Origin of the sequence: Nocardia sp. NPDC047648 (assembly GCF_040642815.1) — a bacterium.
Classification (GTDB): Bacteria; Actinomycetota; Actinomycetes; order Mycobacteriales; family Mycobacteriaceae; genus Nocardia; species Nocardia gamkensis.
On record NZ_JBEYSX010000003.1, the window covers coordinates 407,689 to 432,034 of the forward strand.

Below are 24,346 nucleotides of genomic sequence, written 5' to 3' on the forward strand. Positions count from 1 at the left end.
CGACCGGCTGCACCTATCGAGAAACGAAAGGGCCATGACATCTACACCGCCCCGCAGGCTGGGCCGCGACATCATCTTCGACTATCTGCGTGCGGTGGGCACCGAATACGCCTTCGGAGTGCCGGGCACACACGAGATTCCGTTGCTCGACGGGACCACCATCCCCGAGAACGGGGTCGAGTACGTGCCATGCCTGCACGAGAACATCGCGCTCGGCGCGGCCATGGGTTATGCCCGGATGTCGGGACGCCCCGGCGCGGCGATCGTCCACATCACCCCCGGCACGGCCAACATCATCGGCAACCTGTTCAACGCCTACCGCTCCAACATCCCGCTCATCGTGTTCTGCGGTCAGCAGCACAGCGAACTGCTGATCCAGGAACCGATCCTGGCTTCCGATCTGGTCCACACCGCCGAGCAATACACGAAGTGGGCCCATGAGATCCGCAGTGTCGACGAAATGCCGCTGGTGCTTCAGCGCGCGTTCAAAGAACTCCTGGTCCCGCCATTCCGGCCGGTATTCGTCTCACTGCCGTGGAACTTCCTGCTCGAAGCGCCTGCCGTGCAGGAACCAGGGCGGGTCACCCGCATCGCGCACGCGGTGGCCGCGGACCCGGCCGGTGTCACGGAGGCCGCGCGACAGCTCGCGCGCGCGAAGAACCCGGTGGTGCTCGTCGGTGACGGCGTCGGCGAGGCAGACGCCTGGCCGGAGGTCGAGCACCTGTCGAATGCGCTGGGCGCGGCGGTGTACTCGGAGAACCAGGCCAGCCGGATGAACTATCCGAACGATCTGCCGCATTGGCAAGGCGAACTCGTGCCCACCCAGGACGGGGTGCACATGCAGCTCGCCGAATTCGACACCATCTTCCAGGTCGGGGTGAACTCCCAAGCGCAGATCCTGGTGTTCCGATGGGAGAAGGGCCCGATCATCCCGCCCACGCTCACCCAGGTGACCCTGCACAACGATCCATGGGAGATCGGCAAGAATTCCTATGCCGCGGTCGGTGTGCTGGGTGACATCAAGCGCAGTCTGCCGCTGATCATCGATGCCGTCGTCGGCCATCCCGACTACGACGAAGCCGCGGCCGCGCATCGCAATCGGCGCCTGCTCGACCTCGATGCCCGGCGCGACAAGGCGTTCGCCGCCGCGGGAGCCACCGTCCCGGGCCACGAGCCCGCGATTCCGGATTACCTCGTGCCGATGAAGCTCGCCGAGGTGCAGAAGTCGCTCGACAAGCCGCTGACCGTGATCAACGAGGACTTCGCGATCTCGGCGGCGATTCAGAAGGCGATCGCCTACGACGCGCCCGACGCCTACTTCTGTACCTCCGGCGGATCGCTCGGCTTCTCTCTGCCGGCATCGATCGGCATCGCGCTGGCCGTGGGCAAGAGCCGCTACGTCGTGACCATTGTGGGCGACGGTTCCGCACTGTTCCACACCAATTCGTGGTGGACGACGAGCAAGTTGGCGCTGCCCGTGCTGTATCTGGTGATGAACAATCACGAGTACAAGACCCTCATGACCGGTCTTTCCGCCATCGGACAGATCTATGGCTGGCAGCCGACCAGCGACGCCTGGTACCTGCGATTGGGCCGGCCTACCCAGGACTTCGCACAGATCGCCGAGACCTTCGAGATCGAAGGCGAAGTGGTGACCAAGACCGCGAAACTCACCGATGCGTTGAAGCGCGGGTTCAAAGCCCTCGACAAGGGCGAGCCCTACGTGATCGACATCCGTATCGCCTCCGCGTCCGCGCCGCCGATCGACATGCTGCTGGCCGACAACCCCGACGTCGATCCGGTTCTCGTCGAACGGCTCCAGTCCATGGGCCCGCCGTGACCGGCCGGGCCGTCCAGCCGCGCTCGAGCGCCCGCTCCACGAGCGAGCGCATCGCACCCGGAGAAAGGGAATCATGACCGAGGCAAGCAGGCATTCCGTGCGATTGAATCGCCGCACGCTGCTCGGCAGCGCCGCTGTCGCCGCGCTCGGCGCCGCGGGAATCGGAGGGTTCTTGTTCACCGAGAACGCCATCGGGCCGTGGCGGCTGACGGCGCGCAGGCTGGTCGATCGCCTGCAGGACACCGCGGGCGGCTCCTTCCCCGGGTGCCGGCGCAACCACGCTAAAGGGCTCGCCGTCGGGGGGTACTTCGAGAGCAACGGCAACGGAGTCGAGCTGTCGAAGGCGTCGGTGTTCCGGACGGGGCGCTACCGGCTCGACGGCCGGTTCTCCCTCGCAGGCGGCAACCCGCACATGCCCGACGCGCCGACCGCACCCCGCGGGCTGGGGCTGCGGCTGTTCCTCCCGAGCGGAGAGCAGTGGCGGATGGCGATGATCAACGTCCCCGTCTTCCTCGACGCAACCCCGCGGGACTTCTACGACCGCACGCTCGCTTTCGCACCGGATCCGGCTACCGGCAAGCCCGCCCCCGCGGTGATGAGCCGTTATGTCGCGTCACACCCGCAGACCGCGGCCGCGCTCAGCGTCATCGAAAAAGGCGCTCCACCAGCTACTTTCGCGGACACCGCATTCTTCGGTCTGAACGCCTTCGAGTTCGCCGACGCTCACGGCGACTCCGTTCCGGTGCGGTGGCGACTCGTACCGGAACACCCACCGGGGCCTGCGCCGACCGCAACCGGCGAGAACGCACTCTTCGACGGTCTGGTCGCCGCCATCCGGGTGGCGCCGCTGCGCTGGAGATTCCTGGTGACGGTGGGCCGGCGCGGAGTCGACCCCACCGACGACGCCACCAAGGCATGGCCGGCCGACCGGCGCGAAGTACACGTGGGCACCGTTGTGCTGGATCAAGTGCACACCGAAGCCGCGGACAACGTGCAGAACGTGAATTTCGATCCGCTCGTGCTGCCCGACGGTATCGCGCCGTCCGACGATCCGCTCCTACAGGCGCGCTCGGCGGCCTACGCCGAGTCCTTCCGCCGCCGCGCGGGCGAAACGAAACCCACCGGAGCCGTCGTGGTGAAGGAGGCTTGATCCGATGGCACTCACCGAACGCACCGTCGACGTCTCCCGGTTCGGCGTCACCGCGCGAATCCTGCACTGGGCGATGGCGGGCTCGATCGTGGCGATGATCGGCCTCGGGGCGGCGATGGTCGGCTACCTCGGGCCCTACAGCCGGTTACTGACCTGGCACAAGACCATTGGACTGATCATCCTGCTACTGGCGATCGTTCGTCTCGGCTACCGTCTCCGGCACCGTCCGCCACCGCACATCGAAACCATGGGCAGACCGGAGCGGCTCGTCGCGACCGGATCCGAGATCCTGATGTACGCGCTGTTCCTGGCTCAACCGCTCTTCGGGTGGGCGCTGGTCTCCGCGTCCGGCATACCCATCGAGGTCCTCGCGGGAGTGCGGGTCCCGGCCATCGCACCGACCGACCCGCGGCTGTACGCGACGTTGCGGACGCTGCACAGCGTGCTCGCCTATCTGCTGTTGTTCGCGCTGATCGCTCACATCTGCGCGGTCACCTTCCACGCATTGGTCCTGCGTGACAAGCTACTTCGCCGCATGACCTTCGCGACCTCGCAGCGATAGATGAGATCGGCCGTCCAGGGAATCGTCGTCGTCGGCACGACCCTGCGTGCCCCTTTGACCTGCGTGGGGCCACTTATACCGGTGATCGCCGTCGACACCGGGCTGTCCAGCGCGCACGCCGGAGTCCTCACCGCCCTGCCCCTGCTGATCTTCGCGGTCGTCCCCGTGGCGGTGCTGCGCACCGTCCATCACGGGCCCGACCGGCTCGTGCGATGGGCGCTGGTCGCGATGTCGGTGGGGCTGCTGGTTCGCTCGGCACCCGGCCAGACGTGGCTTTTCGCCGGGACCGTGATGATAGCGGTGGCGATCGGTTTCGCGAACGTGCTGCTGCCCGCGATCGTGCGCGACAGCGTCCCCTCCGCGCGGGTCACGGCGGTCACCGGCGCCTGGGTGGCGGCGATGTGCGCGGCGGCTGCCCTGTCGTCCGGGATCGCCGTTCCGCTGGCCGGTCTTCTGCCCGGCGGATGGCGACCCGCACTCGCGTCGGCGGCGCTGCCGGTCGCGGTGGCACTGCTGGTATGGCAGGTTCGCGAAAGACCCGTCCCGGTGCCTGCACCCGTCCGCCGGATATCGATGCCGTGGCGTTCACCCTTGGCCTGGCAGGTCAGCGCTTTCATGGGTCTACAGGCGCTGGGGTTCTACACGACACTCGCCTGGCTGCCCACTGTTCTCCAGGACGACGGAGTGACCGCTGAAGCCGCGGGGTGGTCCCTGTTCGCGTTCCAGATTCTCGGCCTGGCCGTCATCAACGCGCTGCCCTGGCTCACCCGCACCACGGCGGCGAAACGCCGCCTCGCCGTTGCCGCCTCGGTGCTCGACGCCGCCGGCTTCCTGCTCCTCGCGGTCGACGCCACCCTGGCACCCCTGGCGATCCTGCTGCTCGGCGCAGGCGCCGGCGCCTGCCTGGCCATGGCCATGGCCTTCCAGAGCGAACGCGCCGGCGACGCGGTCCACGCGGCCGCGCTGGCCGCGATGGCCCAGACCGTCGGGTTCGCCATGGCCGCTGCGGGCCCGGCCCTCCTCGGCATCCTGCACACCCGAACAAGCGGCTGGGCACCGGCATTGAGCGTGCTCATCGCGCTGACCCTCCTCCAGGCCGCAGCGGCAGCCGGAGCCGGACGACCCCGGCTCGTCGGACCGGCCCGGCAGCCGATCCAGGGGGTCGAGCCGGCTCACGACGGGCTCGGACGGTGCCGCTCAGGAGATCTTGCGGCGGTAGGCGTTCATGGCGAAGAGGTAGGCGACGATGAGGATGCCGACGCACCAGGCGAGGGCGATCCAGATGTCGGTGCCGACGGGCTGCTGCGTGAACAGGTTGCGAATGGCGTCGATGATGGAGGTCACCGGCTGGTGTTCGGCGAAGGCTCGCAGCGGGCCGGGCATGGTGTCGGTGGGTACGAAGGCCGAGCTGATGAAGGGCAGGAAGATCAGGGGGTAGGAGAAGGCGCTCGCACCGTCCGGGGTCTTCGCGGACAGACCGGGGATGACCGCGATCCAGGTCAGCGCGAGGGTGAACAGGATCAGGATGCCAGCGACCGCGAGCCAGGCCGATATTCCGGCCCCTGAGCGGAAGCCCATGAGCAGGGCGACGAGCATGACCACCACAAGCGAGATCATGTTGGCGACCAGCGAGGTCAGCACGTGCGCCCACAGGACCGATGACCGGGCGATGGGCATGGATTGGAATCGCTCGAAGATGCCGCTCTTCATATCCAGGAAGAGCCGGAACGCGGTGTACGAGATACCCGAAGCGATGGTGATGAGCAGGATTCCGGGCAGCAGGTACTGCACGTAGGAGTCCGACCCCGAGTCGATCGCGCCGCCGAAGACGTAGACGAACAGCAGCATGAATGCGATCGGCATGATCGTGGTCGTGATGATGGTGTCCACGCTGCGCGTGATGTGGCGCAGCGATCGTCCGAGCAGCAGCGTGGTGTCGGCGAAGAAATGCGTGGTCATCGTTGTTCCTTACTTCGTCCGTACCGCGCTGCGGTCACTGTCTGGAGCGCCCTCGTCGCCTTCGTCGCCGACCAGGGCGAAGAAGACGTCTTCCAGGCTCGGCTTCTTCTCGACGTATTCCACCTCGGCGGGCGGGAGCAGCTGCTCGAGTTCGGCGAGGGTGCCGTTGACGATGATCCGGCCCTTGTGCAGGATCGCGATCCGATCGGCGAGTTGTTCGGCCTCGTCCAGATATTGCGTCGTGAGCAGCACTGTCGTGCCGTGCTCGGCGAGTTCCTGCACCGCCCGCCACACCTCGACGCGCGCCTGAGGGTCGAGCCCGGTGGTCGGCTCGTCGAGGAAGATGATCGGCGGATTCCCGATGAGACTCATCGCGATGTCGAGGCGGCGGCGCATGCCACCGGAGTACGTGGACACCTTCCGTGTGGCCGCGTCGGTCAGCGAGAAACGCTCGAGCAGTTCGTCGGCCACCGTTTCCGCGTTCTTCAGGTGCCGCAACTTGGCGATGAGCACCAGATTCTCCCGTCCGCTGAGGATTTCGTCGACGGCGGCGAACTGCCCTGTGAGGCTGATGGACTCCCGCACGTCCCCCGGTTGCGTGGCGACGTCGAAGCCGTTGACCCTTGCGGTGCCCGCGTCGGCTTTGAGCAGCGTGGACAGGATTTTCACGACAGTGGTCTTGCCTGCTCCGTTCGAGCCGAGCAGGGCGAAGATGCTGCCGCGCTCGACTTCGAAATCGACGCCGCGCAGCACCTCCAGTTTGTTGTAGGACTTCTCCAGACCCCGCACATGGATCGCCGGAGCTTGCTGTGTCGTCATCGAACGCCCCTACTTTCCTTCTCCGGCGGCGCGCTCGATGGCGCTGTTCAACCGTGCCCGTTCCCGGTTGATCCACGAATCTTCCTGGTAGTTCCGCGCGAACGTCTCGATGAACGCCACGGGGTCCGCCCCGACGACCTCGCGTATCGGGGATCCGTCGGCCGCGCTCCGCTCGAACAGCTCGGCGAGGTCCTCGAACATCGAAACGCCGCCTCCCGAGCCGGTGTACATCAGGTACCGCTCGAAACCATCGACCGCTGTGCGATAACCCGCGGGAAGCTGCCCCGCCCGCGTCTTGTACTGCCGCCACCGCCGCTTGTCGCCGATGTCGCCGACCAACTTCGAGGTGAGATCGGAGATGCCCATGGCATCCGCCTCCTTCGTCGAGGGGCGGTGCGAGCCGCCCATGGATATAAGTAGATGTATACGTACACGCGCTGGCCTAACTATAAGTAGACATATACGTACATGCAAGTCCGGGAAGTACGGCCGTCTGCGCGGTCGATGCGAAACCCTGTCGGTGCCCGCCGTTACAGTCGCGGCGTGGCTGGTTCGCGGTACTCGTTCACGGCGGAAGTATGGGAATTACCGGGCGATGCCGCCTGGCATTTCGTCTCGTTGCCCGAGGACGTGGCCGATGAGATCGAGGAGCGCTACGCGCATCGTTTCGGCGGGTTCGGCGCGGTGCGAGTGCACGTGGTCGTCGGCGGCACCCGCTGGTCTACTTCGCTGTTCCCGGACAAGTCACGGGCGACCTATGTCCTGCCCATGAAGAAAGCGGTGCGCGTGGCGGAGGGACTGGAGGCGGGGTCGGCCGCGCGCATCGAACTGACGGTCGCGCTGTAGGCCACGAAAGGCGGTGCGGCGACCCGAGGGTTCAGTACCCGAGCCCTCCCACGGCGGCATTGCGCTTACTCGCACTTCGCTTGACCGCCACCACCACGATCACGAGCACGCCGAGCACCACCCCACCGAAACCGAGGGCGAGCGCACCGAGCAGCGTGCCGACGAAAGAAGATCCGAGGCCTTGGCCGATGGCAACCGTCACTTCGGAACTACCGGCCGTGGTCACCCGATAGCCGCCCGGCTCGGCGGCGTCGAAGGAGAATCCGGCCCGCCCCTCATGGCTGCCGAAGGAATAGGTGATGCTCGCGTCGTACTTCCGCAGCTCCACATGCTTGCCGTGCGGGTCGAGCACCCGCAGATTCACTGCGCCGGAGGCGCCCTCGGACGACGCCCCCGGGTACTCGAAGTACACGGTGTACCCGCCGGGCTCCGCCAGGTTCACCACACCGGAGCCGGGCACCCCGACCCGCCGGAAGTCATCGATGCGTCCCGAGGTCTGCAGGAAACCGAAAGCACCGAGGGCGATCCCGCCGATGACGCCGAGGGCGATCAGCGCGCCACCCAGCGCGAACCAGCGACCGGACGGGGTGATGACCGGCGATCCGAGCGAATTCGGCGAGGTCGGAAAAGGCGGCTGTGACACGGTCGGATCCTCGGCTTCTGGTCGACACCCTCGTCGACGTAGCGACAGCGTACGGTCTGCCCTACCGCATCGCTACGCGAAGCATCCACCCAACCGTGACAACTGTCGCCGACCGTCGATGATCAGCGCGGTTGGGCCGCCGACATGCACTCGCTCGCGATGCGACCGCTGGCGGAGCGCGCCTTGTCCGCGTCTTCCTTGCTCATCCCCAGCGTTTCCTGGTCGGGAGCCTTGGTGTCGTACTCGTCGCTGATCATGATTCGCAGTCCGTCCTGCGAAATCCCCTGATCGACGAACACCTTCGCGGCGCAATCGGCCAGCTGCTTGTTCTTGAGGCCCTTGTCCTGCAACGACTTGGACAGATCGGCCTGCGTCACCGTGGGTGCCGCCGTGTCCTTGTCGCTGCCGCATGCCGCGAGCACCGGCAGCGCGATCAGCGCCGCGGCGATCATGCAGATCCGCACCTGACTCCTCTTCCTCGACTGACCACTGTCGGTGGCGTGGCCACCATAATGCCGTGCGGCGTCCAGCGGTAGTCGTCTGCCACGGCGAATACGGGATACGTTGCCGTCCAACGGGCTACGTGCGAGATCTCAGAGGTCCATCGCCGCGCGCAACGCGGTGTCGAGTCGCTCCAGGGTGTCGCTGTCCACCGCGTCCACCCGCTCGGCCAGCCAACCGCGGAAGATCCGCCCGATGTTCCCGGCATGCACCCAGCCGTGTTCCTTGACCGGAACCGCGAGGATGTCCTTCGGATCGTCCTCGATCACCTCGGCGGCGATCAGCCAGGGACGCGGCGATTCGTTGATGCCGTCACTGCTGATGAGCACGACCGTTCGGCGGCGCGGCGAACCATGCGGGTTGTAGATCCACAGTTCACCCCGACGCACGCATCTCCTCCTCCGCGGCCGCCAGCTCGGCCGCGTCCGCGGCGGCCTCGGCGGTCACATCCGATACCGGACCCACACCGGTGCGCACGGCCTCCCGTCGCGCGGCCTTCGAAATCCAAGCCGACGGCGACATTCCCGCCCGAGCCGCCGCCTGTTCCGCGAATGACCAGGCGGCTTCGTCCAGCGAAAGGGTGACCTTACGCGTTGCCATACCAATTATCGTACCGGCACCGCGGGCCGCGGACCAGCCCCGATGCTCCGCGCGACATCCCATCTGAGGACACGTGACTGCTGTTAGTGTTGGCGCATGACGACCTTGCACCATCATCGCGTCGGCGCGGGCGAACCACTCGTGCTGGTACACGGCGTCGGGAGCCGGTGGCAGGTGTGGGAGCCGATCATCGCCACACTGGCCGCGTCGTACGAGGTCATCGCGGTCGACCTGCCCGGCTTCGGTGGATCGACGCACCCGCTCGCGCACACCACGGTGCCCAACCTGACCGAGGCGCTCGCCGAGTTCCTCGCCGCGCAGGGGATCGATCGCCCGCATCTCGCAGGCAATTCGATGGGCGGGCTGATCACGCTGGAACTGGGCGCCCGGGGGCTGGCTCGGTCGGTGACCGCCTATTCGCCGATCGGGTTCTGGGACACCGCGGGCCGGGTGTGGTGCCAGCAGTCGCTGGGCAAGTCACGGGCACTCGCCCGCCGGCTGCGTCCCGCGCTGCCGTCCGTGCTGAGCACCGCCGCTGGCCGCACGGTTTTCCTCTCGCTGGTCTTCGGCAAGCCATGGGCGCTGGATGCGAAGGTGGCGCTGGAGACCGCGCTCGGCGCGGCGGACTCGGCCGGATTCGACGAAGCGCTCGCCTCGTTCACCGACGTCCGGCTGCCCGAAACCGGCGCGCTCGCCGACATTCCGGTGACGATCGCCTGGGGCAGCCGCGACATCCTGCTCACCTACGCGACGCAGAGCCGCAAGGCGCGCAGCGTGCTGCCGAACGCCGAGCACGTCACGCTGCACGGCAGTGGGCACACGCCGTTCTTCGACGACCCGGCCGGCTGCGCACAGGTCCTGCTCGAGACGATCACCCGCGTGCGGTAGGCGTCCGGCCCCGGTTCAGTCCGCGGGCGGATCGAGCAACGAGTCCGCGGCCGCCGTGCCGAGCAGGACGCGCACGGCGTTCCCCCATCGGTGCCGGAGCAGCCGGTTGCGGGACAGGTCGCCGGTGAGCAGCACGCGCAGGGCCTGGCCGGTCATGATCTCGATGGTGAACTCGGTGATCGTCGGAACCCGGGGATCGTCCGGGAATTCGCGCCGGAAGCTGTCGCGGATGCTGGTGTGCATCAGTTCGAACAGGCGGACCTCCAGCGGCAGGAACGCCGCTCGCAGTTCCGGATCGGTCCGCGCGCCGACCCACATCTCCAGCGCCGCCCAGAACGACGGGCCGCTGAGCATCCGCATGGTCAGCTCGACGGCCGTCTCCAGCCGGTCCGCGCCCTCCGGAATGGCCTCGAATTCGCTTGTCAGCTGGTCGAATCGACGCCGCGCCACGTGCTCAACGGCACCGGCGAGCAGGTCGGCCCGGGTGGGGAAGTAGTGCTGCAACGTCCCCCGCGGCACATCCGCCCGTTTCTGCACCTCGAGCGTGGTTGTGCCCGCGTAACCGACCTCGACCAGGCTCTCCACCGCCGCGTCCAGCAGCCGCGTGCGCATGCGCTCCCTGCGCTGCGCCTGCGGCTGCCGGACGTGTCCCGCGCCCGTCAGCGGCCCTGCCACTGCGGCTCGCGCTTCTGCGCGAACGCCAGCGCCCCCTCGGCGGCGTCCTTGGAAAACAGTGCGGGCAGGGCGATCTCGCCCTGCTTCGCGAACGCCTCGGCGACTGTCCAATCCGGCGACTCGTCGATGATGCGCTTGCTCGCGGCCACCGCGAGCGGAGCGGCGGCGGCGATCTCGGCCGCGAGCTCGAGCGCGACCGGCAGCGCCGCCCCCGGCTCGGTGACCCGATTGACCAAACCGAGCTGGTGGAGCCGCTCGGCGCCGATGCGGCCGCCGGTGAGCGCGAGTTCGGCGGCGGTGCTGCGCGGCAGCCGCTGGGTCAGGCGAAGCACGCCACCACCTGCGGCCACCAGACCGCGCTTGACCTCGGGGATGCCGAACTGCGCGTCGCGCGCGGCGACGATGAGATCGCCCGCGAGCGCCAGCTCGAAACCACCCGCCAGCGCGAAGCCTTCGACCGCGGCGATCATCGGCTTGGCCGGGGGCTTCGCCGTGATGCCGAGCGGGCCGCGGCGTTGCGTCATCGGCATCTCGCCTTTCGACGCGGCGACGAGATCCATTCCGGCGCTGAAGGTTCCGCCCGCACCGGTGAGCACGAGCACGCGCGCGGCGTCGTCGGCTTCGAACTCGTCGACGGCGGCCTCGATGGCCTGCGCGGCGGCCAGGTTGATCGCGTTGCGCGCTTCGGGACGGTTGACCGTCAGCACGGTGATCGCGTCGCGCCGCTCGATAAGGACGGGATCCGTCATCGGGCGCTCCTCTCGGTGAGCAGGGTGAAGGTGTCCGCGGCGATCTCGGCGTCCGCGCCGAGCGGATCGCCCGCGGTGAACGCCGCGAGGGTGTCGGCATCCGACGCCCGGACCAGTATGCGGGTCCCCTCGGGTGTCAGTGCGCTCACCACAACGGCTTCCGGCTCGTCGGCACGGTCCGGCGCCGGGCCCTTGCGATAGGCGACGGTGTATGCCTCGACCGAGGCGGGACCGGTGTACCCGGGCGCCGGTTCGCGCCGCGCCGCGGGCACCTGAGCCTCGATCGCACGGAACAGCCGCTCGGGCGGCCTGGCCGAATACACGCCGATGCCGTGCTTGGTGCTGTACCAGCCGAGTGCCGTCGCCAAGCCGTAGGCGCCCGGGTCCGCCCGCAGCATGCCGGACAGCGTCGCGATCGAATGCGTCGTGTAGTTGTTGCCCGGCCCGCCCGCGAAGGTGAGACCGCCGGTGACCGACAGCGGCCGGGACGGATCGTCGATCGGCAGGCCGAGTTCCTCGGCGGCGATCTGCACCGCGACCGGGAAACAGGAGTAGAGGTCGATGTGCGCGACATCGTCGATCCCGATCCCGGCCGCACCCAGCGCCGCTTTCCCGGCCGCGGCGATGGCGGGTGAGCGGGACATATCCGCGCGCTCGGAGACGAACCACTCGTCGGTCGCGGTGGCGCCCGCGTGCGGGAACACCCACCGGTCCCGGGGCACACCGGCGGCGTCGGCCGCCGCCGCGCTGCACAGGATGAGCCCGGCGCCCAGATCGACGGTGAGGTTCGCGATCATCAGCTTGGGGTACGGCGTCGAGACCATGCGGTTGTCGGGCGCGGGTGTCACCAGGTCGGCGGCCGCATGCGCGGCGGGCTGCCACGCGTACGGATTGCGCGCCGCGATCTCCGACAGCCGCGACCACAGTGCGCCGATCCGCTCGCGGTGCGCGGCTTCACTCGACCCGAGGCGGTGGCGTAGCGCCGTCTCCATGAGCGCGTAGAAGTACACCGGCCCCCACAGGCCCGCGGCGGTTTCCATGTCCGAGTTCGGCCCCCGATCGGAGCCGATGACCTCGTCGGGACCCACGTCCTCCGGCTGCTCCGGCCAGTCCACCGCCGTGCCGGCGCGGGTGGCGGTGTTCCCGGAGTACACCGCTTCGGATCCGGTGAGCAGCGCGACATCCGAGCGGCCGTCCGCGATGGCCTGCGCGACCGCGTTGAGCAGCCGCTGCGGTGCGTCGCCGCCGAAACGCACCGACTGCACGGTCCGCCTCGGAGTGGCGCCGAGATCGGCGGCGACCAGCGCGCCCAGATCGCCGTAGGGGCGGCTGACCGGGGCGACGGCGGCGATCAAGTCGGCCGACCGGAGCAGGCGGTCACCCACTCCGCTGTCGGCGCCCGCGCGGCGCAGGGCCTGCGCGGCGAGTTCGACCGGGCCGGGCAGGCCCGGCTCACCCGGTCGGTGTACCACCTGCCCGGCGCCGACGAGCACCGGCGTCCTCGGGTCCATTCCGGCTGGCAGCATGCGTCCTCCGCTCATAACCGTCAACATTGACGGTAATTCGAGTCCGATTAGAACAGAGCCCGAGCGCGCGGGCAACAGCGCGGGCGACACCAACTGACCGGTGAGTAAGATCGGGGGATGGGCAGCAACATCGCAGTGCGGTTCGGCGACCACCGCGCGTACGTCACGCTCGATCGGCCGGACAAGCACAACGGCCTGACCATAGACATGCTTCACGATCTGGTTGCCAGTGCGAAGCTGGTGGCCCATCGTAGCGACGTGCGGGCGGTCATCCTGTCCGGAAACGGCCCAAGCTTCAGCAGCGGCCTGGACATCGCGGCGGCAACTAGCGATCCTCTGGCAATCATTCGGAACTTCGTTCCACTGCCCTGGCGCGGCACCAACGCCTTCCAAGAGGCGTGCTGGGCTTGGCGCCGCCTGCCCGTACCGGTGATCGCCGCGGTACACGGGCGCTGCTTCGGCGGCGGACTCCAGCTCGCGCTCGCCGCGGACGTCCGCTTCGCCACCCCCGACGCCGAGTTCTCCGTCATGGAGACAAAACACGGCCTGGTCCCGGACATGACCGGGGCGGCAACGCTGTCCAGACTGATCGGCATCGACAAAGCCCTCCTGCTCACGATGACCGCGGACACCGTGGACGCCGCCTACGCCGCCGAGATCGGCTTGGTCACCGAACTGACCGCGGACCCGGTCGCGGAGGCCGAGAAACTGGCCGACCGGATCGCGACGCGGTCACCGCACGCGGTCGCCTCCGCCAAGCGGCTGTTCGACAAGTCCTGGCAAGCATCCCCACGGCGAACCTTTGCCATCGAGCGCGCGGCCCAACTTCCACTGATCCTCCGCAAAGCACTCGGTAGATAGCTGTAAATTCGCCAGAAGCGTCCGCCCGACTGGTTCTGCTGCTACCATTTGCACGATTTGCCAGCCAGTCGACTAGTGGTGCGCGGCACGCTGCGAAGGGTCTGTGTATCGCGGGACGTCCATGGTTCGCACCGCTCTCGGGAAGAAACCGGAGGGCTCACAGACAGTGATCAAGACCGCATCCTTCCTACTCTCGGCGCTGGCGGGTGTCTCGGCCCTGCTCTTCACGGCGACCACCCCCGCCATCGCCAACCCGAACGCCATCAATCCGATTCCGGTACTCAACGGCACGACGGGATTGCCGAACCTGCTCGGCCGCACCAAAGCGGTATTCCAGGTGACCGGCATGGCCAGCCCGAACAACACCCAGACCTACAACGTCCTCGGCACCGATCTCGGCATCATGTGGGACAACGGGCACGGTGAGATGCTCACCGCGTTCGGCGACACCGCAGGCGTCGGCTTCCCGAATCTGCTCGCGGGCAGCATGTGGGCCTGGCGCAGCAATATCCTGCTGCGCAGCCACACCACGAATCCGGCCGACGGCATCTTCTTCGACAGCGCGGTACGCGATATCTTCGGCCAGGCCCGCGATCTGATCCCGAGCCCGAAGATCCCGTTCCTGGAGATCAGCCGGATTCCCACCGCGGGCATCTCGGTCAACGGCGTGCAATACATGAGCCTGATGTCGGTGCGGACCTGGGACGACGTCGGTCAGTGGAGCACCAATTTCTCCGGCCTCGCCACCTCCGGGGACAACGGCGAGAACTGGGCCGAACTGCCGGAAACGCGGCGCAACAACGAGGGCGGAAACGCCAACTTCCAGATGAACGCCTTTCTCGCCGACGGCGGATACATCTACGAATACGGCACCCGATCCGGGCGCAATCACACCGCTCACATCGCTCGCGTACACGCGCAGGACATCGGGAACCTCGCCGAATACGAATATTGGGACGGCGGGGCCTGGCGAAAGAACGACGTGGACGCCGCCGCGCCGATCATGTGGGGTGTCGGCGAACTCTCGGTGATGTACAACGCCTATCTCGGGCAGTACATCTCGCTCACCACCGATCAATTCAACTCCGTGGTGATGCGGCGCGCGCCCGCCCCGGCCGGCCCGTGGAGCGATCCCGAAGTGCTGATCGATACGCGCGAATTGCCCACCGCGTACGCACCCGCGATCTTCCCGTACCAGACCGGGCGCGATCTGTACTTCCTGACGACGGTGCACAGCCAGTACAACGTCGTGCTGATGCGCACGACGCTGTAGCTCGCGGACCGGCGATCCGGCGCGGGGCTTGACCTCAACAATGGTTCATGTATGAGGCTGCTTCGCGTTGGATCGTTCGCATTTCCGGGAGGCATCATGCTCAGCACCACCGTCGACGTCCGCGCTTGGCTGCGCGACAACGCCGTCGCGATCGACAGCTCCGACCCCGGCTCCTCCGGTTCGGATCTCGACGCTCTGATCGCTCGGCTCGGCGCCGCCACGGTGGTGGGACTGGGCGAGTCCACGCGGTTCTCCCGGCAGACCTTCGGTGTGCGTGAGCGGTTGTTCCGCGGACTGGTCGAAAGGCATGGCTTCCGCGCGTTGGCGATTCAGGACAGCGCGCGTTCCGGTGCGCGCTGGGACCGGTTCGTCACCGCGGGCGAGGGCGATCCGGAAACGGTGCTCGCCGGCGCCTGGCGCCCGTGGCGAACCGAGGAATCGGTGGCCTCGCTGCGCTGGATCCGCGCGTGGAACCTGGCGCATCCGGAAGACCCGGTGCGGATCTTCGGCGTAGAACCGCCCCGCGCCGAGCCGAGCGACTACGACGCGGTGCTCGACTACGTGCGCCGGGCGGCTCCTGACCGGTTCGCCGCGATCGAGGCGCACCTCGCGCCGATCCGCACCGCCCATCAGGTCGACGAGCACGTGCAGCGCCACCAAGGCATCCACCCGGGGCGCCCGTTCGCCGAACACGCCGAAGACGCCCTCGCGCTGCTGGCGGAGTTGCCGGAAACGAACGAGCGCGCCACCGCATTCGCCCATGCCCGTCTGATCCTCGACTTCCACCGATCCAGCGTCGCGAGTCAAGGGTTCGCCAGGGACGAACGGCCCTCGGCCGAGACGGTGCTGCGCCGGCAGCGCTCCACCGGCACCAAGATCGTCTACTGGGACGGGCTCGCGCACACGACCAGCCTTCCGATCGTTTACGACACGGCCGAATTCCGCGGCGCCGGAAGTCATTTGCGTGATCACCTGGGCGACGGATACGTGTCCGTCGGCATCGGTTTCCATCACGGCGACCTCGGCATGGCCGTGGCGCCCGACCCTTCACCGGACCTGGTGGATGCCGCACTGGGCGAGGTAGAGCTGCCCGCCTACTACCTGGACCTGGGCGCCGCGGCGCCGGAACCGGTGCGTGACTGGCTGACCGGCCCGGCGAAGCTGCGCACCATCAGCGGCGTCTACGACCCGGCCGCCGACGCCACCGCGAACATCCGGCTCTCCTCGCTCGCCGCCGCCTTCGACGTGCTGATCCACGTGCGCGAGACCACGCCGGTGCATTGGCTCTCGCAGGTATCGGACTGACTCGAGCAACCCTCGGGGGCGCGGGCCGCGCGATCAATAGACTCGGAATATGGATGCGGCCGACTGGGATGAGCGCTACGCGCAAACGGAATTGGTCTGGGGCGCACCGCCGAACAACACCGTGGTGGAACACGTCTACGGGTTGGAACGCCGTGCGCCGCTCCAGGCCGACACACCCGAGGGGGAAGCGCCGGAGCTCCCCCGCGCCCTCGATCTGGCGTGTGGTGAGGGGCGCAACGCCCTCTGGCTCGCCACGCACGGCTGGCAGGTGCATGCCGTCGACTACTCCCAGGTGGGCATCGACAAAGGCCGCACCGTGGCCTCGCGCCTGTCCCGTTCGGTGCGCCACCGCATCAGCTGGCAGTGCGCCGACGTCACCGACCTGGACGAGGCGGAGATCACCGGGCCGTTCGAGCTCGTCTTGATGGTTTTCCTGCACTTGCCCGCCGAGCAGCGCGGCGCACTGGTCCGCAAGGCGGCCGGCCTGCTCGCTCCGGAAGGCACCCTGCTCGTGCTCGGCCACGACACCACCAACATCACCGACGGCTGCGGTGGTCCGCAAGACCCTTCCATCCTCTTCACGCCCGACGACATCGTCGCCGACCTCGGCCCCATGGCGGCGGCAGGGCGAATTCGGGTGCGCATCGCCGACCGCGTCTACCGGCCGACCGAGACCGGCGACGCCATCGACGCCCTGGTCATCGCCACCCGGCCGGCCGACTAGGGGTTCAGGACCAGCGCTCCAGCCAGGGGGTCACCGTCTCGGCGATCAGGTCGAAGCCGGCACGGAAGGCGTGCGGCTGGCCCGGGATGACGCGGACTTCGGCGGCGTCGGCGGGATCGGGTATCCCGAACGGATCGTTGGCGCCGTTGACGACCACCACTTCGATGTCACCCGGCGCGAGCAGTTCGTCCCGGCGCGAGTTCTCCGGCTTGCCCGGCGGATGCAGCGGGAACGACAACGCGAGCACGCCGCGGGCCCGCGCCGCGATCGCCGTCCTACAGGCGACCCGCGCCCCGTTGCTCCGCCCGCCTTGGATCAGCGGAATGCGTTTGCGACCACGCAACCGAGCGACGACCTCGAGCCAAGCCTCGTCCTGCTTGACCGCCGACCCCGGCGCCCGCCGCCCGGCGACCCGATACGGCTGCACCACCCGCGCGACCCCACCCCCCAGCCGCAGCGCGGCATCCCGCACCGCGAGCAGATCCTTCGCCTCCACCCCACCCCCCGCGCCATGCGTGAGCAGCAGTAGGAACGCGGGCCTGCGCGGCTGTTCGAGCTCGACCTCGGCCGGCCCGGCACTCGTCTCGATCAGCATCGTGCTCATTCTGCCCCGCCGGTTCCTCGACACCAGGGAGGCTGCGGCGTCACTCCCCGCGCCCGCCCCGACCGCCGGACAGTCCCGCACACTGCCATGCCCTCCGGCCGGAACCCGAGAGCCCTCCCGTGTGCCACCAGAATCTGGATCCGGCCGCCGGATCTGTGGTCCGTTGGGGGCGGGCCGCGCTCGGCTGTGGCCTTGCCGCGAACGGGTCACATGGGTGTGTCGAAGCCGGAATGGGGTTACTTGGAGCGTGGACGTGGGCCGGCCGGACTTGGTGCACCCGGTCTCCGGGCTTATGCCTCGCCGAGCGCTGGCGCCGCTGAACTGGGCCTTCCACGTGCGGGCGCTGCCGATCCGGCCGGTGGTTCGTAATTCTGCGCTGATGGTGCCTCCGTCACCGATGGTGCTGGCGCTGCGAGCTGTCGCGAATGCACTGTGCGGTTTCGGTGCGGGGGAGGACACGTGCCGGGTCTGGTCGTCCTCGCCCACCTCGCATGGCCGATGAGATGTCCACCGCCCGCGATAACGAGGCGGTACACCCCCTCGACTCGACCCACCATGTCACGCGCACCGAGTCCCGACCTCTGATCCGCTCGCGCCCAGCGCACCCCAACTCCCGGTTTCGAGCGAAGCGAGACCGAGCATGCGCCGTTCGCGGCCCGGCTCGCGTTTGCGCGGCCGTCGCGTAAGCGACGAAGGAGCAAGCGGCGGTCGCGCAAACGCGAGCCACAAGGGGGCCGCGAACACGCCGCGACGAAGTCGCGGCCATAAGACACTGTAAAACTCGTCACATTGCCTGCTCAGCTCTTTGCGCATTCATTACCGGCCGGTAATATGGCACATAAGTTACCCGCGAGTAGCATGCGGAAAACCGGCACGACTACCCCGGTGGAGCGAACAACGGGCGGGAACGGCAACCATACCGACCGCACCAACTCAACGGAGAGTGAGTACTGACAATGGGTCACTACAAGAGCAACGTCCGGGACCTGGAGTTCAACCTCTTCGAGGTCCTCGGCCTCGGGTCGATCCTGGACAGCGGCGCCTACGGCGATCTCGACACGGACACCGTGAAGGAGATGCTCAACGAGGTGCGTCGCCTGGCCGAGGGTCCGCTCGGTGAATCGTTCGCCGACGCCGACCGCAACCCGCCGGTCTTCGATCCCGCGACCCACACCGTCGCGCTGCCCGAGTCCTTCAAGAAGAGCTACCGCACCCTGCAGGACGGCGGCTGGGACCGGCTGGGCATCGCCGAGGAGCTGGGCGGCCTGCCGATCCCGCGCGCGGCCTACTGGGCCGTCGCCGAGCTGATCCTGGGCGCGCAGCCCGCCGCCTTCATGTACGCCGCGGGCCCCGGCTTCGCGAACATTTTCTACAACAACGCCACCGAAGAGCAGAAGGGCTGGGCGAAGATCGCCGCCGAGCAGGGCTGGGGCGCCACCATGGTGCTGACCGAGCCCGACGCCGGTTCCGACGTCGGCGCGGGCCGGACCAAGGCGATCAAGCAGGAAGACGGCACCTGGCACATCGAGGGCGTCAAGCGGTTCATCACTTCCGCCGACTCCGATGACCTGTTCCCGAACATCATGCACCTGGTGCTGGCCCGCCCCGAGGGCGCCGGACCGGGCACCAAGGGCCTGTCGCTGTTCTTCGTGCCGAAGTTCCACTTCGACCACGAGACCGGCGAGCTGGGCGAGCGCAACGGCGTCTTCGTCACCAATGTCGAGCACAAGATGGGCCTGAAGGTCTCGGCCACCTGTGAGGTCACCTTCGGTGGCCACGGCATCCCGGCCAAGGGCTGGCTGGTCGGCGAGGTGCACAACGGCATCGCGCAGATGTTCGATGTCATCGAGCACGCTCGGATGATGGTGGGCACCAAGGCCATCGCGACCCTGTCGACCGGTTACCTGAACGCGCGGGACTACGCCAAGGAGCGGGTCCAGGGCGCCGACCTGACCAAGATGACCGACAAGGCCGCGCCCCGCGTTTCCATCACCCACCACCCGGACGTCCGTCGTTCGCTGGCCACCCAGAAGGCGTACGCCGAGGGCCTGCGCGCGGTGTACCTCTACACCGCCGCCCACCAGAACGCCGATGTGGCCCAGCTGGTTTCCGGCGCCGACGCCGATCTGGCCGCTCGGGTCAACGACCTGCTGCTGCCGATCGTCAAGGGCGTCGGCTCGGAGCGGGCCTACCAGTACCTGACCGAGTCGCTGCAGACCCTCGGTGGTTCCGGCTTCCTGCAGGACTACCCGATCGAGCAGTACATCCGCGACGCGAAGATCGACTCGCTCTACGAAGGCACCACCGCCATCCAGGCGCAGGACTTCTTCTTCCGCAAGATCGCCCGCGACCGCGGCGTCGCACTGGCCCACGTGGCCGGTCAGGTGCAGAAGTTCATCGACGCCGAGGCCGGTAACGGCCGCCTGAAGGGCGAGCGCAAGCTGCTGGCCACCGCGCTGGAGGACGTGCAGGCCATGGCCGCCACGCTCACCGGTCACCTGATGGGCGCCCAGGAGCAGCCGAGCGAGCTGTACAAGGTCGGCCTCGGTTCGGTGCGCTTCCTGCTCTCCGTCGGCGACCTGCTGATCGGCTGGCAGCTGCTGCGTCAGGCCGAGGTCGCCATCGCGGCCCTCGACAACGGCGCGACCGGCGCCGACGAGGCGTTCTACAACGGCAAGATCGCGGTCGCGCAGTTCTTCGCCCGCAACGTCCTGCCGGAGCTGACCGCCACCCGCGCGGTGCTGTCCAACCTGGACAACGACATCATGGAGCTGGACGAAGCCGCGTTCTGACGCTCTGCGATACGGCACAACGGCCCGGAGATCATCTCCGGGCCGTTGTCGTCTAGATTTGTCGTTTCGTGACGTTCGATCACCGCTCGACGCCGATCCTCTCCGGTAGATTGCGTGCTCCCGGGGGGCAGCAGGAACCTCCCTCTTCACACGGTTCGACACGAGAATTGTCGGCAGAGGTGCCCGAGGTGACGCGCAACGCAACTGGCATCGGCGCTTATCTGCGCGAACGACGCCTCGCCGCGGGGCTCCCGCCCGCCCATCTCGCCCAGCGCGCCGGCCTTACCGAAGCGGTACTGGAGCAGGTCGAAACAGGTTCGGTGGCACCGGATCACGCTTTGCTCCAGCAGTTGTTCGACGCGCTCGAGGTGCCGATCTGGTACCGCAAGCACATCGTCGTGCTGACCTTGCCGAGCTTTTTCACGGCCGCCTACGGCCCCGGTCCCGACGCGCCGACTCCGGACGACCGTGCCGACCTGCACAGCCTCCCCGACCCGGCCTGTTACCAGCGAATGCCGACGCAGGATCTGGTGGAGGCCAACTCCGCCTACGAACGCGCCTTCCCGGGGGCGGTCGCCCGGGGAAACGTACTGGAGTGGATGTTCCTCGACGCGGCGGCTCGGCGGGTGATGGTGGAGTGGGCCGTGGAGGCGCACCTGCTCGTCGACGCCTTCCGCATCCTTTCCCCGCTCGCCCCGCGCGAGCGCGTGGAGCAGATCGCCGAACGCTGCCGCCGCTCCCCCGACTGGGACCGCATGTGGACCACCGAAGTGCGCGCCGCGGACATCCCCCGCCGCAGCTTGCAGGTGCGTGACCTCGCCACGCGCCGGATCCGCTCGATGAGCATGCGGGTCTACAGCCCCGAACTCCCGGAACGGCCCTGGTGGCTCTACCGGCTGGTGACAATCGGCCGAACGCGCGGAGCACACGCGTCGATGTAGGCGACAGCGTGGCGGACGACGGGCAGAATGACCCAGCATGACCCGATCGCTGTCCGCCCTCGCCCGAACCGGCGCGCTCGCCGCGACCCTCGCGCTGGCCGTGGCCGCGCCCGCCGGAGCCGACCCGAACAACGTCATCCCCATCCCGGCGCTCAACGGCATTCACGGCCTGCCCGAGCTGCCCGGACCGACCGAAGCGGTGTACCAGGTCACCGGCATGGACAGCCCGAATCGCACGCAGAGCGTCAACGTGCTCGGCACCGACCTCGGCATCATGTGGGACGACGGCAACGGCCGGATGATCACCGCCTTCGGCGACAGCGCAGGCATCGGCATACCCAACCTCCTCGCGGGCAGCATCTGGGCCTGGACCAGCAACGTGCTGTTCCGCAGCTCCACACACGACCCGGCCGCGGGCATCGTCTTCGACGATGTGGTCCCGAACCCGTTGCCCAGCCCGAAGATTCCCGGCATCGAGATCAGCCTCATCCCCACGGCGGGCATCTCGGTGGGCGGAGTGCAGTACATGAGCATGATGTCGGTGCGCGAATGGGGTGATCACGGGAAGTGGCACACCAACTTCTCCACCCTGGCCTCCTCCGGTGACGGCGGCAGCACCTGGACGCAGCTCACCCACACGCGCCGCGCCAACGTCGACGGCCACGAGAACTTCCAGCAGAACGCCTTCCTGAAAGCGGGCGGCTACGTCTACCGCTACGGCACGCCCGCGGGACGCGACAATCCCGGATTCGTCTCCCGCGCGAAGGAATCCGATATCGCGAATATCGATGCCTACGAATACTGGGACGGCAAGGAGTGGAAGCCCACCGACGCCAAGACCGCGGCCCCGATCGTCGGTGGCGTCGCCGAACTGTCGGTGATGTGGAACGAATACCTGGGGCAGTACGTCATGTCGACCACCGATCCGGCCAACAACGTCGTCCTGCGCACCGCGCCCGCTCCCGAAGGGCCGTGGAGCGAACCCCGCGTCCTCATCGACGCCCGTTCCCTTCCCACCGCCTACGCACCCATGATCTTCCCCTACCAGACCGGCCGCGATCTCTACTTCCTGGTCACCCAGCACACCCAATACAACGTTCTGCTGATGCGAACGCCGTTGTGAGGAAGCGGGAATCCGTCCTGGTCAACGTGTGAGGGGGCGGACGCGCTCATCGTGGGTCAGCGGCTGTTCGCTCACTCGCACTTCACCACAGGGATCGGGTCGTACTTCACCGTGCGGGTCTTGCGGGAGACTTCGCGGCCCGTTTTACGGTCGGTGATGACGCGGGTGTCGGAGATGGTGAAGCCGGGGGCGCCTTCGGAAGCGATGCAGTCCTTGCCCTTGGGCAAGGTGACGGTGGTGGGTTCGGTCGGTTTGGTCTTCTCACCCGTGATGGATTCGACGTCGACCGTCTTGGTCCCCCACAGGCGGACGGTGATGTCGGAGTCGGTCGCGAAGGTCTCGATGTAGATGCCGGTTTGGGTGTTGTTGCGGAATTTCAGGTCGATCGCGCCGTCGAAGACGGTGGCTTCGCGGGCGGCGGGGTAACGGGAGATGTAGTAGCTGTGCTCGGTGTGGCCCGCGTCCTCGAGACCGGCGAAATACGCCGCGTTGTAGAGCGTGGTGGCGAACTGGCTGATGCCGCCGCCGACCGCGGTGCTGGGACGGCCGTGGTCGATGATGCCGGATTCGACATATCCCTCGGCGGTACCGCGCGGGCCGGTGAAATCGTTGAGCGAGAACGTGTCTCCCGGCTTCACGATCGCGCCGTCGACCTTCCTGGCCACGGTGCGGATGTTGACGCCGGAGGGACCGCTGAACCCGCTGGTGGTGAACGATCCGACGGTCTCGATCACGCCGAGGCCCTGTGCGGCCTCGGTGGTCAGTTTCGGTTCGATCCGCTCGTAGACCACCTGCGCGGTCCGCTCCCCCGGCGCGGTCAGCAGCGCGGTGAACTGTTCGAAGGTCTTCGGCCAGTTGATCTTGTCCCCGACCACGGCGGGTACGACCGACGGCTTGCCGCCCGACACCGCGAACGTCGCGTCCTTCGGCTCGACTTCGGTGGTGGCCAGCTGCGGTGCGAGCAGACCGATCGCGGCGTCCTGATTCACCGAGACGGCGAGACCGCCCTGCCCGTCCGGCCCGAAGGCCAGGACGGACGCGATCTGCTGGGGATCGAGCCGCCCCGCACCGCCTTTGCCCGCGAACGCGATCGGCGTCCGCACGGCGGGCTGAGCGATCTCGCGCAGGGCTTTGTCCACCGCTTCCGGACGCACCTGCAACGGCGCGGGGACAACGGGCAGGTCCACCGTAGTCCCGGTGATCCACCGGTCGGCCAATTCCGCACGCGCGGCGGCGATGTCGAGGACCCGACCCGGAACGGGAGGCACCGCAACGGGTTCGGCCTTGTCGAAGGTGATGGTGCCGTCGACCGAGGCCCGGTCGTGCACCCGCAACTCGGTGAGCTGACGATCCAGCGCCGGTTCGTCGACCGCGCTGACGATCGACACCTCGCGCGTGGTGAAGACGGAGGCGAGCCGGGTGAACGGGTTGAGCGGCTGCGAGCCGATCCGCGACCAGGTGGCGTCCCAGTCCACGGCCAGTCCGGCGGCGCTCGGCACGATGCGGGTCTGCACGTCGCCGATGCGCAGCGGCAGCTCCCTGGCCGCCCTCGGGTCGAGTTCGGCGCGCAGGCGGGCGTCGGCGGCGGAGGTATCCATGCCGCCCACGTCGACACCCGCGACGACGGTGCCGCGCGGTACCTCACCCGAGGAAAGCATCAGGTCGACCACGTAGCCGAGGCCCGCGACCGCCAATACGGCTCCGACCGCGATACCCACCCGGCGCACGAGCGCGCTGTCCAAGCGCTTCGGCGGCGGGGTGGAGATCGGACGACGCGCGGACGCACGCCGGGGTGCCGGGGGCGCGGGCCGGCGCGGGGTAGTTTGCAGGGGCTGCGTGGGCTGCGCGTCGCCGCTCCATGCGACCGACCGGTCCGATTCCGGAGGTCGCTCCGCCCCGAGGAGCTGGCGCCATCCGACTTCGCCACCAGGATGTGGGCCGCGTCCTCCGGTGCTCGGCTGGCTC

Annotated in this window: 24 protein-coding genes and 1 pseudogene; 13 read left to right on the forward strand and 12 right to left on the reverse strand. The window is 68.2% G+C overall.

Annotated features, from left to right (window positions below; all coding sequences use genetic code 11):
- Nucleotides 1–34: 34 nt before the first annotated feature.
- The 4 genes and pseudogenes from ABZ803_RS10545 to ABZ803_RS10560 all read left to right on the forward strand — a co-directional run.
- Nucleotides 35–1,840, forward strand: coding sequence for a thiamine pyrophosphate-binding protein (locus ABZ803_RS10545; RefSeq protein ID WP_357035074.1), 1,806 nt, complete (start codon nt 35–37; stop codon nt 1,838–1,840).
- 73 nt (nt 1,841–1,913) lie between these two features.
- The gene (locus tag ABZ803_RS10550) at nt 1,914–2,990 is read left to right on the forward strand and encodes a catalase family peroxidase (protein ID WP_357035077.1); all 1,077 of its coding nucleotides are present in this window, start codon (nt 1,914–1,916) and stop codon (nt 2,988–2,990) included.
- Nucleotides 2,991–2,994: 4 nt separating this feature from the next.
- Complete coding sequence (locus ABZ803_RS10555; protein WP_357035080.1) at nt 2,995–3,552, forward strand: cytochrome b; 558 nt, start codon at nt 2,995–2,997, stop codon at nt 3,550–3,552.
- Nucleotides 3,553–4,503, forward strand: a pseudogene (locus ABZ803_RS10560) (MFS transporter); the annotation flags it as partial.
- Between the two features lie 246 nt (nt 4,504–4,749).
- Here ABZ803_RS10560 and ABZ803_RS10565 read toward each other — a convergent pair.
- From ABZ803_RS10565 to ABZ803_RS10575, 3 genes are read right to left on the reverse strand one after another with little or no spacing between them, the layout of a single operon-like run.
- Entirely contained in the window at nt 4,750–5,511 is a 762-nt protein-coding gene (locus ABZ803_RS10565; RefSeq protein WP_357035082.1) for an ABC transporter permease, read from the reverse strand.
- Between the two features lie 9 nt (nt 5,512–5,520).
- Entirely contained in the window at nt 5,521–6,330 is an 810-nt protein-coding gene (locus ABZ803_RS10570; RefSeq protein ID WP_357035085.1) for an ATP-binding cassette domain-containing protein, read from the reverse strand.
- 9 nt (nt 6,331–6,339) lie between these two features.
- Nucleotides 6,340–6,696, reverse strand: a complete 357-nt coding sequence (locus tag ABZ803_RS10575) for a DUF1048 domain-containing protein (RefSeq protein WP_040870810.1) — start codon at nt 6,694–6,696, stop codon at nt 6,340–6,342.
- 177 nt (nt 6,697–6,873) lie between these two features.
- Between ABZ803_RS10575 and ABZ803_RS10580 the strand changes: the two genes are divergently transcribed.
- Nucleotides 6,874–7,176: a DUF1905 domain-containing protein gene (locus tag ABZ803_RS10580; protein ID WP_357035089.1), complete on the forward strand. Its 303-nt coding sequence runs from the start codon at nt 6,874–6,876 to the stop codon at nt 7,174–7,176.
- Nucleotides 7,177–7,207: 31 nt separating this feature from the next.
- On the opposite strand, the gene ABZ803_RS10585 is transcribed toward ABZ803_RS10580, so the two are convergent.
- The 4 genes from ABZ803_RS10585 to ABZ803_RS10600 all read right to left on the reverse strand — a co-directional run bounded on the left by ABZ803_RS10585 (nt 7,208) and on the right by ABZ803_RS10600 (nt 8,920).
- The gene (locus ABZ803_RS10585) at nt 7,208–7,819 is read right to left on the reverse strand and encodes a hypothetical protein (protein WP_357035092.1); all 612 of its coding nucleotides are present in this window, start codon (nt 7,817–7,819) and stop codon (nt 7,208–7,210) included.
- Nucleotides 7,820–7,941: 122 nt separating this feature from the next.
- Nucleotides 7,942–8,271, reverse strand: a complete 330-nt coding sequence (locus ABZ803_RS10590; protein ID WP_210750312.1) for a hypothetical protein — start codon at nt 8,269–8,271, stop codon at nt 7,942–7,944.
- Between the two features lie 141 nt (nt 8,272–8,412).
- A complete protein-coding gene (locus ABZ803_RS10595; RefSeq protein WP_357035096.1) occupies nt 8,413–8,709 on the reverse strand; it encodes a hypothetical protein in 297 nt (98 codons plus the stop codon).
- Nucleotides 8,696–8,920 (reverse strand): hypothetical protein, encoded by a 225-nt coding sequence (locus ABZ803_RS10600; RefSeq protein ID WP_040870818.1) that lies wholly within the window; start codon nt 8,918–8,920, stop codon nt 8,696–8,698. The genes ABZ803_RS10595 and ABZ803_RS10600 overlap by 14 nt, the downstream gene beginning before the upstream one ends.
- Before the next feature lie 96 nt (nt 8,921–9,016).
- Here ABZ803_RS10600 and ABZ803_RS10605 point away from each other — a divergent pair, with 96 nt between their 5' ends.
- Nucleotides 9,017–9,808, forward strand: a complete 792-nt coding sequence (locus tag ABZ803_RS10605) for an alpha/beta hydrolase (RefSeq protein ID WP_357035099.1) — start codon at nt 9,017–9,019, stop codon at nt 9,806–9,808.
- Between the two features lie 15 nt (nt 9,809–9,823).
- Here ABZ803_RS10605 and ABZ803_RS10610 read toward each other — a convergent pair whose 3' ends face one another.
- From ABZ803_RS10610 to ABZ803_RS10620, 3 genes are read right to left on the reverse strand one after another with little or no spacing between them, the layout of a single operon-like run.
- On the reverse strand, nt 9,824–10,483 hold the full coding sequence (locus ABZ803_RS10610) for a TetR/AcrR family transcriptional regulator (protein WP_357035101.1): 660 nt from the start codon (nt 10,481–10,483) through the stop codon (nt 9,824–9,826).
- On the reverse strand, nt 10,468–11,232 hold the full coding sequence (locus ABZ803_RS10615; protein ID WP_357035104.1) for a crotonase/enoyl-CoA hydratase family protein: 765 nt from the start codon (nt 11,230–11,232) through the stop codon (nt 10,468–10,470). Before ABZ803_RS10615 ends, ABZ803_RS10610 begins: the two co-directional genes overlap by 16 nt.
- Nucleotides 11,229–12,758 carry an acetyl-CoA acetyltransferase gene (locus ABZ803_RS10620; protein WP_357035107.1) on the reverse strand — a complete coding sequence of 510 codons (1,530 nt, stop codon included), beginning with the start codon at nt 12,756–12,758 and terminating at the stop codon, nt 11,229–11,231. Before ABZ803_RS10620 ends, ABZ803_RS10615 begins: the two co-directional genes overlap by 4 nt.
- Before the next feature lie 117 nt (nt 12,759–12,875).
- Between ABZ803_RS10620 and ABZ803_RS10625 the strand changes: the two genes are divergently transcribed.
- The 4 genes from ABZ803_RS10625 to ABZ803_RS10640 all read left to right on the forward strand — a co-directional run bounded on the left by ABZ803_RS10625 (nt 12,876) and on the right by ABZ803_RS10640 (nt 16,921).
- Entirely contained in the window at nt 12,876–13,619 is a 744-nt protein-coding gene (locus tag ABZ803_RS10625) for a crotonase/enoyl-CoA hydratase family protein (RefSeq protein WP_357035109.1), read from the forward strand.
- 166 nt (nt 13,620–13,785) lie between these two features.
- Nucleotides 13,786–14,892 (forward strand): DUF4185 domain-containing protein, encoded by a 1,107-nt coding sequence (locus tag ABZ803_RS10630; RefSeq protein WP_357035112.1) that lies wholly within the window; start codon nt 13,786–13,788, stop codon nt 14,890–14,892.
- A 96-nt stretch (nt 14,893–14,988) separates the two neighbouring features.
- Nucleotides 14,989–16,197, forward strand: coding sequence for an erythromycin esterase family protein (locus ABZ803_RS10635; RefSeq protein ID WP_357035115.1), 1,209 nt, complete (start codon nt 14,989–14,991; stop codon nt 16,195–16,197).
- Nucleotides 16,198–16,246: 49 nt separating this feature from the next.
- Nucleotides 16,247–16,921 (forward strand): class I SAM-dependent methyltransferase, encoded by a 675-nt coding sequence (locus tag ABZ803_RS10640; RefSeq protein ID WP_357035118.1) that lies wholly within the window; start codon nt 16,247–16,249, stop codon nt 16,919–16,921.
- A gap of 4 nt (nt 16,922–16,925) precedes the next feature.
- On the opposite strand, the gene ABZ803_RS10645 is transcribed toward ABZ803_RS10640, so the two are convergent.
- On the reverse strand, nt 16,926–17,516 hold the full coding sequence (locus ABZ803_RS10645; RefSeq protein WP_062973127.1) for an alpha/beta family hydrolase: 591 nt from the start codon (nt 17,514–17,516) through the stop codon (nt 16,926–16,928).
- A gap of 965 nt (nt 17,517–18,481) precedes the next feature.
- Here ABZ803_RS10645 and ABZ803_RS10650 point away from each other — a divergent pair.
- The 3 genes from ABZ803_RS10650 to ABZ803_RS10660 all read left to right on the forward strand — a co-directional run bounded on the left by ABZ803_RS10650 (nt 18,482) and on the right by ABZ803_RS10660 (nt 22,381).
- Nucleotides 18,482–20,317: an acyl-CoA dehydrogenase gene (locus tag ABZ803_RS10650; RefSeq protein ID WP_357035121.1), complete on the forward strand. Its 1,836-nt coding sequence runs from the start codon at nt 18,482–18,484 to the stop codon at nt 20,315–20,317.
- A 188-nt stretch (nt 20,318–20,505) separates the two neighbouring features.
- Entirely contained in the window at nt 20,506–21,258 is a 753-nt protein-coding gene (locus ABZ803_RS10655) for a helix-turn-helix domain-containing protein (RefSeq protein WP_357035124.1), read from the forward strand.
- 37 nt (nt 21,259–21,295) lie between these two features.
- On the forward strand, nt 21,296–22,381 hold the full coding sequence (locus tag ABZ803_RS10660; protein WP_357035127.1) for a DUF4185 domain-containing protein: 1,086 nt from the start codon (nt 21,296–21,298) through the stop codon (nt 22,379–22,381).
- Between the two features lie 71 nt (nt 22,382–22,452).
- Here the strand turns inward: ABZ803_RS10660 and ABZ803_RS10665 are convergent, their stop codons facing one another.
- A complete protein-coding gene (locus ABZ803_RS10665; protein WP_357035130.1) occupies nt 22,453–24,123 on the reverse strand; it encodes a VanW family protein in 1,671 nt (556 codons plus the stop codon).
- Nucleotides 24,124–24,346 lie beyond the last annotated feature (223 nt).